The organism is Sporosarcina sp. So3-204, from assembly GCF_058068165.1.
The window spans coordinates 695,744-711,501 of the sequence record NZ_CM176485.1 but is presented as its reverse complement, the minus strand read 5'-3'; the positions used below and the strand labels follow the sequence as shown (position 1 = coordinate 711,501).

The window sequence follows — 15,758 nt, the reverse complement described above, 5'->3', positions numbered from 1 at the left end:
CTTTACTTTATAACTACAACACTTCCACTAACATCGTTTAATGGCATATATCGGCCATCAAATTCAGAACAGAACCTTCTAACTGCTTCTTTTACACCTGTAAATCGTAGACTATTATAATCATGAATCAGAATATATCCTCCCTTAGACATTCGAGGAAAAAAATATTTAAGCCCCTCATACGTCGGTAAGAATAGATCAACATCCAAACTAACGAATGCAAACGTATCCTCCAAACTATCTATAGATTCAGGGAAATATCCTTTTTTTATAATACAAGCTTCTCTATTGACCATTTTATTTAAAACTAATTGTATATCATTATTATAATATTCTCCAATGCTTGCATTCGAATACTTTTTTTCATCTTCTACAATTGTATCTTTTTTAGAAAAACCTTCAAATGTATCAAATAAATAAAGTTTTCTATCTGGAAAAAGTCTATTTATGTATTTGGCAAAATCACCCTTAAATACACCAAGTTCTGCAATATTTCCAGCAATATTATTCTCATGAATCTCACTTGCAATTTGTCTGAGATATACTAATCTATTATCAAATCTCAAATCTATTGGATAATCAATTATTTTTTCTGTTGTTATACATAGTTCGTTTGTTAATTGTTCATATACGCTATCCTTATGTATATTTGAAACTATTACTTTATCGTAATTCTCGTTTACGATATCCTTTGGTCGAATAACCTTTTTTCCAAATAATAATTTCCCTTGTTTATTTACATCGTTATCAGCAAAAGCAATCACTTCAAATTCATCTGTTAATGATTGGTAAGCTCTACTACCCACTTCACCAGCACCAAAAAGAATAACTTTTTCTTTCATAACTCATACCTCCAAATTTGGTTTACCCAAAGTTTAATTTATTAATTATACATGTTATACAATTGTTAGTTTAATTTAAATCTAAATAATAATTCATACCCAAATAGTATATATGTGATTTTAGCTTAGAGAGTAATTTCTTACTTAAATCCCTAAATATAATTATTTACAGCCTTTATTTAAATTACATGATGATTGATAAATTATAACTTTCATTTATAAGATCTGGTTGTATGTATCCCTAATTCTAGATACAATCTCTACGGACGTTAGACCATAATGCTCCATCATTTCTTCGTAGACTCCAGCACGACTATAATCATTAGGTAACCCCATAATTAAATGCGGTGGCTTATTTTTTAAAAGTGAAGCACATTCGGCAATCGTACTTCCAAGTCCCCCTACCTTATTATGTTCTTCAACTGAAACTATTAATTTTTTATTAGCATATGCCTGGTGTACAATATGTTCATCTAACGGTACTATTGTATGCATATTAATCACTTCCACAGATAACCCTTCGTCACTTAAAACTTTTGCTGCCTCAAGGCAGGAAGATACAATTGTACCCGTGGTAAATATAGTTATATCCTTACCTTCTTTTAGAACTATTCCTTTTCCAATTTCAAATTCATAATCCTCTTTATAAACTATCGGACAAGGAACACCACCCGTCAATCGCAAATAAATAGACGTATCATGTGAAATTGCCGCTACTAATGCTTTTTTTAACTCGAAACTATCAGCCGGAGAGATGATTGCTATATTATGAATTGAACGGATTATGGCAATGTCTTCAAAACTACAATGCATGTTACCAATCATTCCTAAAACAACACCACTAGATAGCCCAACCATTATTACTTTATGCTTCATTTCGCCAAGATTATGGCGGATTTGTTCTAAGCAACGTAATGTATGAAAAGGTGCATAAGTAGTTGTTACTACATCGAAGCCTTCACTTGCAAGCCCAGCGGCTACTCCAATCATATTTTGTTCCGCTATTCCAATATCCAAAAATTGAGTAGGGTTCGCCTTTCTATATCTGTCCAACCCAGCTGGAATTGAGACATCAGCAGTAATAACCATCAAATTTCCATTTTCTTTTGCCATCTCTAACATAGTCATACCAAATGTAGCCCTCTGTCCAATTAAAGCAGATCTTTTAATTTCTAAACCTACTTTACTCAATCCAATCACCCCTTTCCATCAATTCATACATAGCTCTCTTATATAGTTTCTCTGTTAAAACAGCATGATGCCAATCAATACTATTTTCCATAAAGGATATCCCTTTACCTTTTACTGTCTTAGCAATTACTGCCATAGGCTTATTTCGCTTTTCGCTCGTAAATACGTCAAATAATGCAGCAATATCATGACCATCTACTTCTGAAACATCCCACCCAAAACTCTTAAATCGTTCATTTAAATTAGATGAATCCATTATTTCATCTGTTGTACCACCTAACTGAATACCATTTGCATCAATTATCATTGTTAAGTTCGTCAAATTTAATTGTGAAGCCGACATTACTGCTTCCCAAACAGACCCCTCATTACACTCCCCGTCACCTAGGAGTACGTAAACATTACTTTCAATACTTTTCATTTTTAATGCTAATGCTACGCCGACACCTAGTGAAAGACCCATTCCTAGACTACCACTAGTGAATTCGATGCCTTTTTTGCGATTGATTACAGGATGTCCCAGTAATGCGCCCCCTGTTTTCATAAATGATTGCAAATCTTCTTGAGATAATATCCCGGCCTCTGCCAATCCACTATAATAAGCTAATACGCCATGTTCTTTACTTAAGATAAAACGGTTACGATCCTCGTGCTCAACATTATCTAATGTTATGTCTAAAACATGACCATATAATACCGCGAGAATCTCAATTATTGAAAGGCCTGGTCCAACATGTGCTGCATTGTCGCCAGAAGAGAATGCCAACTTCAGTGCATTCACTCTCATACGTTTAGCTTTAAGTTCAAGCATATTAATTATCTGCTGCTTATCCATAATATAACCCTCCATCCACACGTATTACTTGACCAGTAACATATGATGCCATATCAGAAGCTAGAAAGAGTACAACGGAGGCAACCTCTTTTGGATTTCCTAATCGTTTAATACAAGTTTGTTGTATAGTGCTTTCCAGAAAATCTTTGTTTGATATCGAACTTTCAAGCATCCCAGTATCAATAAATCCTGGTGCAACCGCATTCACACGAATATTATAACCTTCCAATTCTTTGGCAAGTGTTTTTGTCATTGAAATCAGTGCCGACTTACTAGCTGCATATGTAAGCATGCCTTTATAGTTATCTTTTGCTGCGACTGAAGTAATATTTATTATCGTACCTTTATTTTTTCTAGTCATCCACTTAGAGATATATTGTGTGAATTTCATTGTAGCGAAAAAATTGACATCCATCATGTGCTTTGCTTTATCTATAGATGTCATTTGAAACAGAGTATCGCCTGCAATACCTGCATTATTAATTAAAATATCTATATCTATTTTAGAAGCTTTAATTTCTTTCAACGCTATAAGCATTGATTCATTATCCTGCATATCAAAATACAACGGCATAACTTTGCTTCCTGTCTGTTGTTGGAGGTTATAAATATACTCTTCAAACTCGTCAGTTCTTTTTCGAGCACAAGCAAAAACACTAGCTCCATTCTCTGCTAATGTAGTGAGTACAGCTTTACCTATCCCTCTATTACTTCCCGTTATAACAGCCGCTTTCCCTTCAAGAAGATTCATTAAAGTTTCACCTCATTTTTTCTTCATGCATGAAATAATCATATTTCTATATCATATTTCCTTAGAATCTTTTTACCAATATCATAAGAACTAAAATCAATAACATCATCAGTTTCCATCATAATATCAAACGCTTCTTCTATTTCTGCTATTAACGACATATGACCAATGGAATCCCATTCCATGATTGAGTTATAAATCAACTCACTATTTAATTTACTCTCATCTATCTCTAAACACTCAATAAACACATTGTTGTACTTTTCTAAGTTACACATCAATTCTTCTCCTCACTTATAAACAAACAATTATTTAACATTCAATCATACAAAATTAATACAATAAAAATAGCCACAGTTTCAATCTATAGCGGAAAATCTGCTATATAACGGTGATATTTATCGTATTTTTCTTTCCAAACCGTAGACAATAATTCTAGTACTTCTACATCATGATATAATCCGTACTTATATACATGTTGCTCAAGAGTGCCAACATGTCGAAATCCATATTGCAAATCTATTTTTATAATCCCTTTATTTTCTGACATCACTTCAATACATAACTTCCGCAAACCGTACTTTAAAAAAACAAAATTAAAAAAATAAGGCATTATTCTACTTGCTATTATAGAGTAATTAGTATCCCCTATATAAAACCCGGAAGTTGCTCTTTTATTTTGTAAATCTATATTATTTAAAGATATTAATCCAATTGAAGTTTCTTTGTATTTTATTATCCAATAAAGGTTACTATCGTCTTTAGAGATTTTAGAAAACCATACTTTTTGTTTATTGATATCATTTTCAATATCATTGTACATATACTTTGTAACGTGTTCTGTTGTCCGCCATTCTAATACAAGTTTTAAATCACTTTCTTCCAACTTTTTAAATGTAAGCATTCGTATTTTCAATTCCTTTTGTAAATCCCATTATTATATCTTAAAACTTATTTTAATGATTCAAGTTCCTTATCTTTAAAAGATTAGACTCCTAATTAATTCTTTATTCAACTAAGTTTTTATATATTTTAAAAACTTGCATATAATCCTCAAGTGTATCAACTGTTACACTTTTTAGATTTTCAGTGTAAAGTCCCAAATCTATATTTTTGTTATTGTATATTTGATCATTTTGATAATAATATGAAGTAACATGTTCAATATTATGTTTAGAAAGTTCACTTTTCTTGACGATATCTCTTAAACTTATAAATGAAAAAGCTTCAACACCTGTCCCTGCTACAATATTGCTAAAAGAAACATAATCATATTGTTCCTTCAATATTGATTGAACTGCTATATCTATATAGGTAGGCTCTGTTAGTGGATTATCAGCTGTTACCCTAATTACTATATCTGCTTTTGCTAATTCCGCTGTTTCATAGTATCTACTAATAACATTTTCTAAACTTCCTCTATAACAGTTAACACCAATCTTTTTTGCAACCGCTTCTATTAAATCGTCCTCTAAATTAGTTGATGTAGCTATCCATATTTCATCTACTGACTTCGCAAGTCTTACTCTGTCCACAACGCGCTCCAATACTGTCTTTCCCACTAAATCCAGCATGACTTTAGCAGGAAGCCTTGATGATGACAAACGTGCTTGAATAATTGCAACAACCTTCACCAGGCAGTCCACCCGCCATCTACTGAAATATTTTGACCAGTAATATAACTTCCCGCATCCGATGCAAGCAGTAAAGCAATTCCCTTTAACTCCTTAGGTTGACCTATTCTTCCTAAAGGGTTTTTCTTATCTAGCTCTTTAATAAATCCATTATTTTTCTGAACTTCCCTAGTTGGAAAAGGGCCTGGAGATATCGAATTCGCACGAATACCATCCTTTCCATAATGACAAGCTATATACTTTGTAAACTGAATAATAGCAGCTTTTGCAGCTCCATAATGCGGAGGATTATTTTGTTTTTCATCTCCATAGATTTCAGGATTAGGTGATACCACACCATACATGGAGGCAATATTAATGATGCTTCCTGACTGATGCTCAATCATTGATGGTAATACTGCCTGAACAAGTCTAAATGCAGAATGGATTGAGCCGTCAAATGATTCCATCCAATTCTTTTCAGTGACCTCCAGCATAGTTCCAGTCTTACCTTGATATGAGTTGTTAACAAGTACATCTATCTTTCCTTCTATTGAAAGAATATGACTGATTGCTTCCTCTACTGATTCTGGTTCTGTTGTATCCAGGTATTGATAGTATACTTCCCTATCATATCTCGACGCCAAATATGCCGCATACTCTTTATTTTTATCAGTATTTCTGCTTGCTAGATATACTTTGCCGCCATATTGGACAAACGCTTCAGATAGTGCAGAACCTAAATGACCAGAACCACCTGTAATGACAATCACCTTATTATGCAATGAAAAAATATCTGAGTGCATTCTTTACCAACTCCTCGGATCTATAATCTTTTCATCATGAATCGCATACTTAGAAAAATCAATTTTTGTATCTACACCCGTATTAACCTTCTTATATGCTTCATAGACTTCTTCCAATTGCTTCCCGTCATTAATACCGACAACGGCATAATCAATTTCTTTAATTTTACTAATAAACAGTAAAGCTCCTTCTAGGGGCGATAAGCCTTGTACAGACAAGTCTTCATGATATTGCTCTAATGTAAAGAGTGCTTCCTTGAATCTATCATCTAAGGTAGATGGCTTATTCAACAAAACCCCTTGTAGAAAAATAGAACGTGCATAAATTTCAATGTTTTTCTTTTTCAACATCTGAAATGTCTGACTTTCCAAAAGTCTTTGATCTAGTATATTGATTGGAATTTGAATCATATCAAATGAATATCGGTTGTATAGGTAATCAATTTCCGCCTTACTATAAACAGAAACACCAATTTTCTTTACAAGTCCTCGTGCCTTTAGTTCGACAAGTTTCTCATATAATATTTCTGCATTTTGTTTTCCTAAATCACCTGGACTATGTATAAGAAGACCATAAACAGATTCAATCCTCATTGAATTCAGTGAGTCAAAAAACTCGTTCTCCATCTGAAATATATCAGAACCAGCTATCTGTTCATTTTGAATAGCAATCGTCTTTGTAATCACCCTAAAATTACTTAAATCATGGAACCCAAGTACCTTTTCACTATCTCCATAAGCGGCAGCTGTATCCAAAATGGATAAGTTGTTGTTTTTGGCGAAAGCCAATATAGTTGATACTTCCTCTGATGAGGTTTTACCAGATCGATTTGTAATACCATAATCCAAGCCAAATTGAACGGTTCCAAGCGATAGTTTCATTAAATCAGCCTCGTATTTAATTTTAAAATGATTTGATAATTTTCACATTTTCTCTACCAATGCATGCAATTCTTCTATGCCAAGCCACTCTACATTACTATCACTCGTATATTTAAAGCCATCTGAAAGTGATTTTCCACCTTCTATGAATTCCTTTGAGTACCAAGTAAATTCTGGATGAATAACGTAATACGTATCGAATTCTTTCGTGTGCCTCGCATCGTCTTCCATAATCATCGATTCATGTAATTTCTCACCCGGACGTATTCCTACAATATCAATCTCACATTCTGGGGCAATTGCCTTTGCTAAATCCATGATATTCATACTAGGAATCTTGGGAACGAAAATCTCTCCACCATTCATTCGCTTTAAATTGTCGAGTACAAATTGGACACCTTGATCTAGTGTAATCCAAAAACGTGTCATCCGCTCATCTGTAATAGGCACACGACCTGTTTCCTTTATTTTCATAAAGAATGGAACAACACTCCCTCGGCTTCCAACAACATTTCCATAACGAACAACAGAAAACTTAGTTGGTTTCTCACCAACGTAGGAGTTTGCGGCAACAAATAGTTTATCTGACGCTAATTTTGTTGCACCATATAAGTTAACTGGACTGGCTGCTTTATCCGTACTAAGCGCAATCACTTTTTCAACACCACAATCAATAGCAGCTTCAATAACATTTTGCGCACCATGTATATTCGTTTTAACAGCCTCAAAAGGATTATACTCACAAGCTTCTACATGTTTCATCGCAGCTGCATGAATGACGATATCTACACCATCAAAAGCACGATACAACCGATCCTTATCACGTACATCGCCAATAAAAAAGCGCATTCTCGAATCCGTGAATTCTTGTGCCATTTCATATTGCTTTAATTCATCACGGCTGAAGACGATTACTTTTTTTACGTCATCTTGAAGTATACGAGTAATGAACTTTTTTCCGAATGAACCTGTACCGCCTGTTACTAATATTGTTTTATCTGTTAACATATTTTCCCCTCACAATTCTTTTGACTTCTGCAGGTTAATTTCTTCAATTCTTGATTTCATTTCTTCAAAGTAAGGTAAAACAAATTCATGATGCAGATGAATTTCCTGAATGAATGCATAAAATGAACGAACAACGACTTCTGCTTTTTTCAAAACATCCATCTCGTATCTTATCGATTGACTCTCTTCCGAAAGACGCTCATTTTGAACTTTAACCATGGGTTCAATAAAACCAATATAGAAAGAATTTTGCTTTAGTTTCGTGAATTGTTTATCAAACGCAGCAAAACGTTCCTCCATATTTTGTGATTGTTTATTTCGCCTCGCGATTTGAATGACTTTTAATTCGTCTAGTAAATTTTGCAAGAGCTTTTTACAGTCGCTTTCCGCACGTGTAAGTATTTCAAGACGCATTTCTGTATATTCCAAGCTATAGATGTTTGGATAATCACTCCATGCTTCTACAACTGATTCAACTTTTAATTCTTGATTTATCAGTTCTTCTAGGGCTCTAAATGATGTGCCCTCAATTTGAGCACCACCTTTAGTTGTATTAATTACTTCAATATGACTATTTAATTGAACGTGTATTTCAAGTTGTTCACGCATTTTATTATAGCCATCATCTGTTTGAATATTATTTCCGTAGACATCCTTAACACAGAATGTTGCTTTCTGTTTTTCTTCGCTTAATTCATTTTCAAAATTGTCGTATTTAATGCTTGTTGCATATCTTTTATTATTTTGGAAGCTTAAATTCTGCCCGACTAATATAATTGGATTTATTTTAAGTTTGGTTAGCAATTGAAATGTGACAACCGCGATTGAAGGTGCATCAAACACTATACCGATAGATTGACTTGTATCTAATAGCTGCGCTGACACTGTGTCCTGACTCGTAATCATATGGAGCATCTCTCCAGGATAATTTTCTAATGTTTCAAAGCCAACGCTACTTCCAAATACTAATGGGATTTCTTTTATTTTTTTGTCTTTAATAATTTGAATCACTCGGTAGTTAATGTCTTGTGGATCATACGTACAAGCTGCATCCGGGTAAATCCCATGCTCGATCAACGCATTAATGGCCGATCCTACAGAAAATATATATGCCAATCCATTTTCTTTTATATATAGAAGGTTTTCAAACTCCTCATTTAATGAAGGACCAGCCGCGACAATAATTGCCGGTTTTCCTTCAAAAGCACTTCTATCAATATCATGCAGTATATTTGGTGTTTTCAAGACTGTAGGGAAGTTTTTAATGGAGTTGATTGTCCAACGTTTTTGGAATGAAAGATTTGTTACAAGGGCGCTTTGTTTATCTATCAGAGACGCCAATGCCTTTTTCATAATCACTTTAATTTGATCACCGTACAATGACTCATAGACAGGCAGTGTGTAAATACGAAGCTGACTATTAGATGACTGCAACAATGCAGCAATTTCCTCTTGCAACATAGACTCGTCACTACCCGTGAAAATAGTACCTAGATTGTTTAATGGAAAATCTACTAACTTTTTATTTGATAAGTAACTGATGAGCACTTCCTCATTCGGTTCATAGATTGAGAACTTCATGGTTGGATATTGTTCAGTAAACTTCTGAATATGATACCCTAACCCAGCACCGACGAAAAGGATGTGTTTCGAGTTCCCGATGTCCCCTAACTGGGTCATTAACCGTTCCGCTTCCTTTTCGGGATCATATTTACTATGTATGTACTGGGTTTTACCATCGATATCGAGTTTCAGTGTAGGGACTCCCGCTTTCGAGGGTTCAACAATGGTCTTAAAATAATTATGATTCTCTTCGAAAGTGGAGAGATACGTCAACAATTCGCGATTTCGAAGCCTTAATATATTTCGGTTCTCAACTAAAATCATGACGAGTTGCCATCGTATCGATTGTTTTTCCAATCTCAGTTTCCAACGACTCAAATAGTGGAATAAATTCATATTGAATAATGTCGGCGATCAGGACATTATCTCTATTATCTACAGCTTCAGAGATATTCAAAATCTCACCTTTCATTGACTGTGACAGTCCCATGCACGTATCCCAATCCACCGGACGCTCATTACTCTTGTCAATAACCAGTAACATTTCATCCAACCACTGAAGCCCTTCCATAAGCTCACTGAAGCTAACACGTATTTCAGGAGATGGATTCGAATAAAACCCATCTGGAAGTGAAGCAAGTTCTGATTTAGCACGTTTTAAATAATCATCCGTTGAAAGTAGAAGTTCATTCAAAAATTCATTCTCCGTCTTTCCAACCACTTCAAGTTTTTCAATTCGATCAAGGTTTACAGTTAAATAGTATTCATGGTCTTCATAAATTTCAATTCCGTCCGCAATGAAGTGACTGAAATAATAATCATCTTTAAGGTATTCATTTATTTTCGCAACGACTTCATCTGATGATGCTGTCTTGCCACATTTAAATTGTTGGGTCTGAAAAATCAATTCCATGTTGCATTCCTCCAATAATCTATTTATCTATGCGTATAATATTATACTCTTTATATCGGTTTAAAAACGTGAAATTCAAATGGCATTTTGTGTGAAGTTGTTACGTTCCCATTAACCGAATCGGAGAGTATGTTTATACAACAAGAAATTAGCAAGTTAGCAATTTGACTAATTAAAAAATACAAACACAACCGCCTTCACGAATTATATTTTATTAGTACAAGATGACTGGCTAGTTTTTGATAAGTACAACCATATGCGCCATCGTTGAATATCCACTCTCTTTCAGAAGTTTTTCTACGTCCTTTAAGTACTCCTTATTATGTTCCATTCTCTTCGAATAGGACTGTATTAGCTTTATCACTAAATCAATATTCAATTCTTTATAATATTTTGCCATTCCAATAAAATGCATCTTTATCATTGAAAAGTTTATGACTAACATTACGAAAATTTCAAAAAATGTACCTTTATTGAAAGAAAACATGTCTTTAAAAACCTAATTCACTAATTAATTTTCAAGTATGTAAGCACGCTTCTCCATAAATGGCTTATAATTATTTTCATACGCCCCTTGATATCGTTCGATTAACTCTTCTTCTTTAAGTCCTTCATTAATTGCCAAACCCTCAATCATTTTGTTAATGCAATCAATATAGCGCTGACTTGTTATTTGGGATGTCTGTCTATATTTTATTAAGTTTTTACACATGTTCAATTGAATTCAAAGATCTGTAGGCAAATTGTTAATGGATGAAAGAAATTCTTCATTTTCGATTCTATTTTCAAAGTCTTGCTTTATTGTTTCTTATTGCTCTTTTCTTTCTAGCAAACTCAAGGGCTCAATTCTTTGATAGAATAACCCCAAAATAATAAGTCGTTTTTCAATTGATATTTTCCGATCCTGTAATATTCGAATTGTAAAGATTCGAAGTTCTCAAAACAACTCTTCTTTCCCCTTTAAAGCTATATCTTTACCTATAAAACCTCTGGTAGTAGCTGGCTCTTGTGCTTCTACGAATCCAATGCCTTCTTTATTCAGTAATGCTAACCTAGCCGTTTCAAGGCATGATAAAGTTGCACTTTTCTCTACGATATTATCTACTCTATTTAATGTTCGTGGGTAAATTGCACATGTATTCGATAAAAATTCTTGTCCGAGTTCTTTTTGGAGTGTACACAATCGTTCTTCATCTAACATTGTACAACTCCCCGAATTATCCAAAACGATTCGTGAGTATGATTCATCAAATTGACTTGATCGATTTCTCTTCACATTGCCTTTTAACATTCCTTTCAAATCTGGGTGCCTTGTTTTCCGGTACTTTTGAAAAGTACTTTTATCCACAGTCACTTGCCCCCCCGCGCAACTTGTATCCTCGCATGCGGATCCAATGCATTGAAATCCCTTCATATATTCAGGAATAAGAATTGTTCTAGTTTTTCCTTTCATTTCATTTCATCACTTTCTTTCAAATTATTATTTAAATATGTACCCTTTATAGCGGCTACATTTCATCTTTTTCTAATAAAGGAACTAATACATTCCAACTACTTTTATAAAGAAACAGGTATACTATTATTATAACAATTAATTAGCATTGGAGTGTGTGGAATTTGGACATCAAAATTTTGGAAACAAAAACAGTCCCTACTGTTCAAATACAACTTAAAGGTAAACAAATAACTTTTCATAGTAAGTATGATCCAATAAATGAAGCACGTCGTTGGGCGCAGACTGAACTAGAACTTGTCGATTTAGATTATGGCATTACAATACTTGGATTAGGAGCAGGTTACCATGCGATAGAGATTGCTCAGCTCCATCCTAATTTAGATGTCCATGTGATTGAATTTAATGAGCAGTATTACAACTGGTTTATGAGCAGTCTATTTTCGCATAAAATAAATAATTTTAAGAACGTTAAGATTTCTACTATTAATTCCCTTTCAAAAGATCAACAGAGAATAGTTTTCTCACAAGAATACACAAATAATGTACTTATTCATAAAAGTGCCTTGGATATTTTGCCTACTCAATTCATGAGAATAGAAACAACATTGAATGATATCCAAATGAAACAAAGGTCCATCCGTAGCCAAATTGATAATATGAATGACAACTTTGATAAAAACAGGCAATTAAAAGACAAAGGTATTGCAGATTTACATAAACATTGGCTTGGTCGACCTGCTATTCTTGTCTCTGCAGGCCCATCACTTCATAAACAACTACCTCTCTTAAAGATAATTCAAGAAGAAAGTGATATCCCTATTTGTGCTGTTGGTACTGCAGTAAAACCTTTGCTCCAATCAGGTATTACACCTGAAATTATCATCATAATTGATCCGAATATCGATACGATTGAACAGTTAACAACTTTAAATTTACCAGAGACACCCCTTTTTTACTTAAGTACAGCTTTTCACGACACAATCCGACTTCACACCGGCCCTCGACGAATTTTATTTCAAGATGGATTCGACAAAGCCATAAATCTAGCCGAACTACGAAAAGAACCACTTATTAAATCCGGTGGCTCTGTAGCAACAGCACTTTTAGATTTGCTTGTCTACCTCGGCGCAAATACCATTGCATTGGTCGGCCAAGATCTCGCGTATACAAATAATTTAAGTCATACCGATGGCGCTCATGCTCAAAAAGAGATCAGCGGTTCTTTAACTGTTTTAGATTATTATCAGAAAGAACAAGTGACAACGGAAAGAAATCTAAACAGTTATCGACGCTGGATTGAAAACTATGTAAAGAAAAACACAGACGTCCAATTTTTTAATTGTACAGAAGGTGGTGCTTATATTAATAATTGGATTAATATTCCTTTAACTAATTTTTTTGGCATGTATTCGCAAAAGAATGTTTAACTAAAAACAAAAACACGGTCGCTTTCGCGGACCGCGTTTTTTTTAGTACTATTAACGGAGGAGTTGTAAAACACCTTGTGGTTGTTGATTCGCTTGCGCAAGCATTGCTTGTGCTGCTTGAGTAAGGATATTATTCTTCGTGAAGTCCATCATCTCTTTCGCCATGTCAACGTCACGGATACGTGATTCTGCTTGCGTTAGATTCTCAGTAGATGCGCCAAGGTTGTTGATTGTGTGCTCTAGGCGGTTTTGAACAGCTCCAAGATCTGAACGGTTTACAGATACTGTATTGATTGCTGCTTGAACACCTGATAAACCAGCTTTTGCAGTAGCATTTGTTCCATCCAATGCACCTAGAGCCTTTATTGCTAAAGTAGTAGAATCGTTCTTGCTTAATTTGAGTGTAATTATTTCATCAGTATTAGCACCTACTTGGAAAACAATATCAGATGAACTATTTAATAGTGTCTTTGTATTGAATTGAGTTTGACTTGCAATGCTATCGATTTGATCAGTTAGTGCAGTTAGTTCAGATTGAATTTTGTCATTGTCACTTGTTGTAAGTGTTTCGTTACCCGCTTTTGTATAAAGCTCAGCCATTCTTTGTAGCATTGCGTGTGTTTCGTTCAATGCACCTTCAGCTGTTTGGATAAGCGAAATACCATCTTGTGCGTTTGTAGAAGCTTGCTCCATACCGCGGATTTGGTTACGCATTTTCTCAGAAATTGCAAGACCTGCTGCGTCGTCTCCTGCACGGTTGATTTGAAGACCTGAAGATAGTTTCTCCAAGTTCTTTGAAGCTGCGTTGTTATTCATACCTAGTTGACGGTGCGTGTTAAGGGCTGCAATGTTATGATTGATTCTCATGATTAATTTTCCTCCTTGAGTTGTGTGTTTGATCCACTTCCTTGTGGACCTACAATTTTATTGTTGTTCACGGTGCAAGAGTCGGCCGAACTCTTATCTGCCGCTTACAATACTAATATCGGACAAGCTTGTTAAGTGTTTAGCTTTTTTACAATCTTTTTATTTCTTCTTTGTGAGTTGTGAGAAGAGTGCAGCATCAAGGCCTGTTGCTTCAGTATTTGATTCAGAAATCGAGAGAACAAGTTCACCGCGTAAGATGTCTACTGATTTCGGCGCTTCAATTCCAATACGGACAGTATCGCCTTTTACTTCAAGTACACGTATTTCAATATCATCACCGATTTTGATTGTTTCGTTTGATTTACGAGAAAGTACGAGCATGGGTTACGCCTTCCCTTCTGTTGCTATGACTTGGGTGCCAATGGAGTGACGCATGGAGAATTTGTTGTCGTTTAGAATCATCTGTTTTGCTTTTTTTTTGTTTGATTGGAAAATCAGTGGTGCTTGTAAGTTAATTGTTGAGGTTTCGAATGGTTTTTTTAATGAGAGAACGCCGAGAACGAAGATGTCTTTGTACGTTTTGATTTCTAGCAGGTCGATGGTTGGTTCATCTATGTTGAATGAGTAGTCTTCGACGAGTGTATATGGGTTCGCGACGATGAACGCTACGACTGGCGTTTTGGTTGATTGGAGCACTTGAAATGTGTCGTTTCCTTCTATTGGAAGGAGTGCAAATTCATTTTCTGTTTTAAAGCCTGGCATTCCTTTTGGGAAGTGCCATATATGGCTCGTTTCAATTTTCAAATCACCGTGAAATTTTGTTTGGATTTTCATTTCTGTTCGCTCCTTTAATAGTGACTGTTTTTTTAGCGTAACATGGTTTAAGTAAGAAAAAAAGATTGGTAGTGGAAAACCAATCTTTCATTAGAGTGCCAAGCTCTGCCACCCAGTACGATTGTAGAGATTGGGTGTTACTAGCCCCCCTTGACACGGACTACCATTTAACATCAATCTGTATCGATGGGTATTGTTCCATTTCTCCTGTTACTTTTCCTTGTACATAAGTGTGGATTGGTTGATTGATTTGAGTGTTGATGATTGGATTTTGTCTTGTTGATTGGACATTGGTTGTCCCCGGTGTGATGGACATTTGAATTTTAGTTCGGTCACCAGTAAAGCCTATGCCAATTGGTGCAGGTGGTGGTGTTGCGTTTTGCTTCGCTATATGTGCAATCACGTTACCGACATGCTCAATTTTCATAAGTTGTTGGCCTTCTTGAACACGTCTCGCGACGCCTTCCATTGCACCTTGTTGACCGTATTGTGCATTTTCTTCAATTCGTCTTCTCACGCTTTTAATATCGATTTCGGCACGGTTTTCAGCTGTATCGATTGATAGTTGAGGTCTCGTTGTTGATATTTCTAAGGTGGCGGCTGGTTGTTGGATGTTCATCATCGCTTTTGGTTGTTCAATTTCCTGGGTCGATTTGGTGATTTGAAGAGCAAGGACGCCGCTTGTTGTTTGAATTTGTAATTGTGGGATGTTCATTTGACTCCCCCCTATTCAATGGAATATGTAAGGGTACCAGGTCACTGACATCCAT

18 protein-coding genes and 1 pseudogene are annotated in these 15,758 nt (G+C 35.1%); 1 reads left to right on the top strand and 18 read right to left on the bottom strand.

Annotation, left to right across the window (positions count from 1 at the left end; all coding sequences use genetic code 11):
* Positions 1-2: 2 nt before the first annotated feature.
* The 14 genes and pseudogenes from AC3RV6_RS03375 to fliB (AC3RV6_RS03310) all read right to left on the bottom strand — a co-directional run bounded on the left by AC3RV6_RS03375 (position 3) and on the right by fliB (AC3RV6_RS03310) (position 11,818).
* A complete protein-coding gene (locus AC3RV6_RS03375) occupies positions 3-842 on the bottom strand; it encodes a TylF/MycF/NovP-related O-methyltransferase (RefSeq protein ID WP_489748058.1) in 840 nt (279 codons plus the stop codon).
* Positions 843-1,058: 216 nt separating this feature from the next.
* Positions 1,059-2,033, bottom strand: a complete 975-nt coding sequence (locus AC3RV6_RS03370; protein ID WP_489748057.1) for a transketolase family protein — start codon at positions 2,031-2,033, stop codon at positions 1,059-1,061.
* Positions 2,026-2,868 (bottom strand): transketolase, encoded by an 843-nt coding sequence (locus AC3RV6_RS03365; RefSeq protein ID WP_489748056.1) that lies wholly within the window; start codon positions 2,866-2,868, stop codon positions 2,026-2,028. Before AC3RV6_RS03365 ends, AC3RV6_RS03370 begins: the two co-directional genes overlap by 8 nt.
* Positions 2,861-3,619: an SDR family NAD(P)-dependent oxidoreductase gene (locus AC3RV6_RS03360; RefSeq protein ID WP_489748055.1), complete on the bottom strand. Its 759-nt coding sequence runs from the start codon at positions 3,617-3,619 to the stop codon at positions 2,861-2,863. Before AC3RV6_RS03360 ends, AC3RV6_RS03365 begins: the two co-directional genes overlap by 8 nt.
* Before the next feature lie 38 nt (positions 3,620-3,657).
* Complete coding sequence (locus AC3RV6_RS03355; protein WP_489749174.1) at positions 3,658-3,897, bottom strand: acyl carrier protein; 240 nt, start codon at positions 3,895-3,897, stop codon at positions 3,658-3,660.
* An 86-nt stretch (positions 3,898-3,983) separates the two neighbouring features.
* Entirely contained in the window at positions 3,984-4,523 is a 540-nt protein-coding gene (gene pseH, locus AC3RV6_RS03350) for a UDP-4-amino-4,6-dideoxy-N-acetyl-beta-L-altrosamine N-acetyltransferase (RefSeq protein WP_489748054.1), read from the bottom strand.
* Positions 4,524-4,626: 103 nt separating this feature from the next.
* Positions 4,627-5,253, bottom strand: coding sequence for a cytidylyltransferase domain-containing protein (locus AC3RV6_RS03345; RefSeq protein WP_489748053.1), 627 nt, complete (start codon positions 5,251-5,253; stop codon positions 4,627-4,629).
* The gene (locus AC3RV6_RS03340; RefSeq protein ID WP_489748052.1) at positions 5,250-6,038 is read right to left on the bottom strand and encodes an SDR family NAD(P)-dependent oxidoreductase; all 789 of its coding nucleotides are present in this window, start codon (positions 6,036-6,038) and stop codon (positions 5,250-5,252) included. Before AC3RV6_RS03340 ends, AC3RV6_RS03345 begins: the two co-directional genes overlap by 4 nt.
* Before the next feature lie 3 nt (positions 6,039-6,041).
* Positions 6,042-6,920, bottom strand: coding sequence for an aldo/keto reductase (locus AC3RV6_RS03335; RefSeq protein WP_489748051.1), 879 nt, complete (start codon positions 6,918-6,920; stop codon positions 6,042-6,044).
* 42 nt (positions 6,921-6,962) lie between these two features.
* Positions 6,963-7,928 carry a UDP-N-acetylglucosamine 4,6-dehydratase (inverting) gene (gene pseB / locus AC3RV6_RS03330; RefSeq protein WP_489748050.1) on the bottom strand — a complete coding sequence of 322 codons (966 nt, stop codon included), beginning with the start codon at positions 7,926-7,928 and terminating at the stop codon, positions 6,963-6,965.
* Positions 7,929-7,937: 9 nt separating this feature from the next.
* Entirely contained in the window at positions 7,938-9,848 is a 1,911-nt protein-coding gene (locus tag AC3RV6_RS03325; RefSeq protein WP_489748049.1) for a motility associated factor glycosyltransferase family protein, read from the bottom strand.
* Entirely contained in the window at positions 9,802-10,404 is a 603-nt protein-coding gene (locus AC3RV6_RS03320) for a DUF8042 domain-containing protein (protein ID WP_489748048.1), read from the bottom strand. The genes AC3RV6_RS03325 and AC3RV6_RS03320 overlap by 47 nt, the downstream gene beginning before the upstream one ends.
* 232 nt (positions 10,405-10,636) lie before the next feature.
* Positions 10,637-11,323 (bottom strand): annotated as a pseudogene (fliB, locus tag AC3RV6_RS03315) (flagellin lysine-N-methylase).
* A gap of 18 nt (positions 11,324-11,341) precedes the next feature.
* Positions 11,342-11,818 (bottom strand): flagellin lysine-N-methylase, encoded by a 477-nt coding sequence (gene fliB / locus AC3RV6_RS03310; RefSeq protein WP_489749173.1) that lies wholly within the window; start codon positions 11,816-11,818, stop codon positions 11,342-11,344.
* Between the two features lie 203 nt (positions 11,819-12,021).
* Here fliB (AC3RV6_RS03310) and AC3RV6_RS03305 point away from each other — a divergent pair, with 203 nt between their 5' ends.
* Positions 12,022-13,287, top strand: a complete 1,266-nt coding sequence (locus AC3RV6_RS03305; RefSeq protein ID WP_489748047.1) for a motility associated factor glycosyltransferase family protein — start codon at positions 12,022-12,024, stop codon at positions 13,285-13,287.
* A gap of 51 nt (positions 13,288-13,338) precedes the next feature.
* Here AC3RV6_RS03305 and AC3RV6_RS03300 read toward each other — a convergent pair whose 3' ends face one another.
* The 4 genes from AC3RV6_RS03300 to AC3RV6_RS03285 all read right to left on the bottom strand — a co-directional run bounded on the left by AC3RV6_RS03300 (position 13,339) and on the right by AC3RV6_RS03285 (position 15,703).
* Entirely contained in the window at positions 13,339-14,154 is an 816-nt protein-coding gene (locus AC3RV6_RS03300; protein WP_489748046.1) for a flagellin N-terminal helical domain-containing protein, read from the bottom strand.
* A gap of 159 nt (positions 14,155-14,313) precedes the next feature.
* Entirely contained in the window at positions 14,314-14,535 is a 222-nt protein-coding gene (gene csrA / locus AC3RV6_RS03295) for a carbon storage regulator CsrA (protein ID WP_489748045.1), read from the bottom strand.
* Between the two features lie 3 nt (positions 14,536-14,538).
* The gene (gene fliW / locus AC3RV6_RS03290; protein WP_489748044.1) at positions 14,539-14,988 is read right to left on the bottom strand and encodes a flagellar assembly protein FliW; all 450 of its coding nucleotides are present in this window, start codon (positions 14,986-14,988) and stop codon (positions 14,539-14,541) included.
* Between the two features lie 160 nt (positions 14,989-15,148).
* Positions 15,149-15,703 (bottom strand): DUF6470 family protein, encoded by a 555-nt coding sequence (locus AC3RV6_RS03285; protein WP_489748043.1) that lies wholly within the window; start codon positions 15,701-15,703, stop codon positions 15,149-15,151.
* Between the last annotated feature and the right edge of the window lie 55 nt (positions 15,704-15,758).

Coding starts and splice junctions, on each gene's coding strand:
- AC3RV6_RS03375 (WP_489748058.1), bottom strand. CDS start 842: ATGAAAGAAAAAGTTATTCTTTTTGGTGCTGGTGAAGTGGGTAGTAGA.
- AC3RV6_RS03365 (WP_489748056.1), bottom strand. CDS start 2,868: ATGGATAAGCAGCAGATAATTAATATGCTTGAACTTAAAGCTAAACGT.
- AC3RV6_RS03360 (WP_489748055.1), bottom strand. CDS start 3,619: ATGAATCTTCTTGAAGGGAAAGCGGCTGTTATAACGGGAAGTAATAGA.
- AC3RV6_RS03355 (WP_489749174.1), bottom strand. CDS start 3,897: ATGTGTAACTTAGAAAAGTACAACAATGTGTTTATTGAGTGTTTAGAG.
- pseH (WP_489748054.1), bottom strand. CDS start 4,523: ATGCTTACATTTAAAAAGTTGGAAGAAAGTGATTTAAAACTTGTATTA.
- AC3RV6_RS03340 (WP_489748052.1), bottom strand. CDS start 6,038: ATGCACTCAGATATTTTTTCATTGCATAATAAGGTGATTGTCATTACA.
- AC3RV6_RS03335 (WP_489748051.1), bottom strand. CDS start 6,920: ATGAAACTATCGCTTGGAACCGTTCAATTTGGCTTGGATTATGGTATT.
- pseB (WP_489748050.1), bottom strand. CDS start 7,928: ATGTTAACAGATAAAACAATATTAGTAACAGGCGGTACAGGTTCATTC.
- AC3RV6_RS03320 (WP_489748048.1), bottom strand. CDS start 10,404: ATGGAATTGATTTTTCAGACCCAACAATTTAAATGTGGCAAGACAGCA.
- fliB (WP_489749173.1), bottom strand. CDS start 11,818: ATGAAGGGATTTCAATGCATTGGATCCGCATGCGAGGATACAAGTTGC.
- AC3RV6_RS03300 (WP_489748046.1), bottom strand. CDS start 14,154: ATGAGAATCAATCATAACATTGCAGCCCTTAACACGCACCGTCAACTA.
- csrA (WP_489748045.1), bottom strand. CDS start 14,535: ATGCTCGTACTTTCTCGTAAATCAAACGAAACAATCAAAATCGGTGAT.
- fliW (WP_489748044.1), bottom strand. CDS start 14,988: ATGAAAATCCAAACAAAATTTCACGGTGATTTGAAAATTGAAACGAGC.
- AC3RV6_RS03285 (WP_489748043.1), bottom strand. CDS start 15,703: ATGAACATCCCACAATTACAAATTCAAACAACAAGCGGCGTCCTTGCT.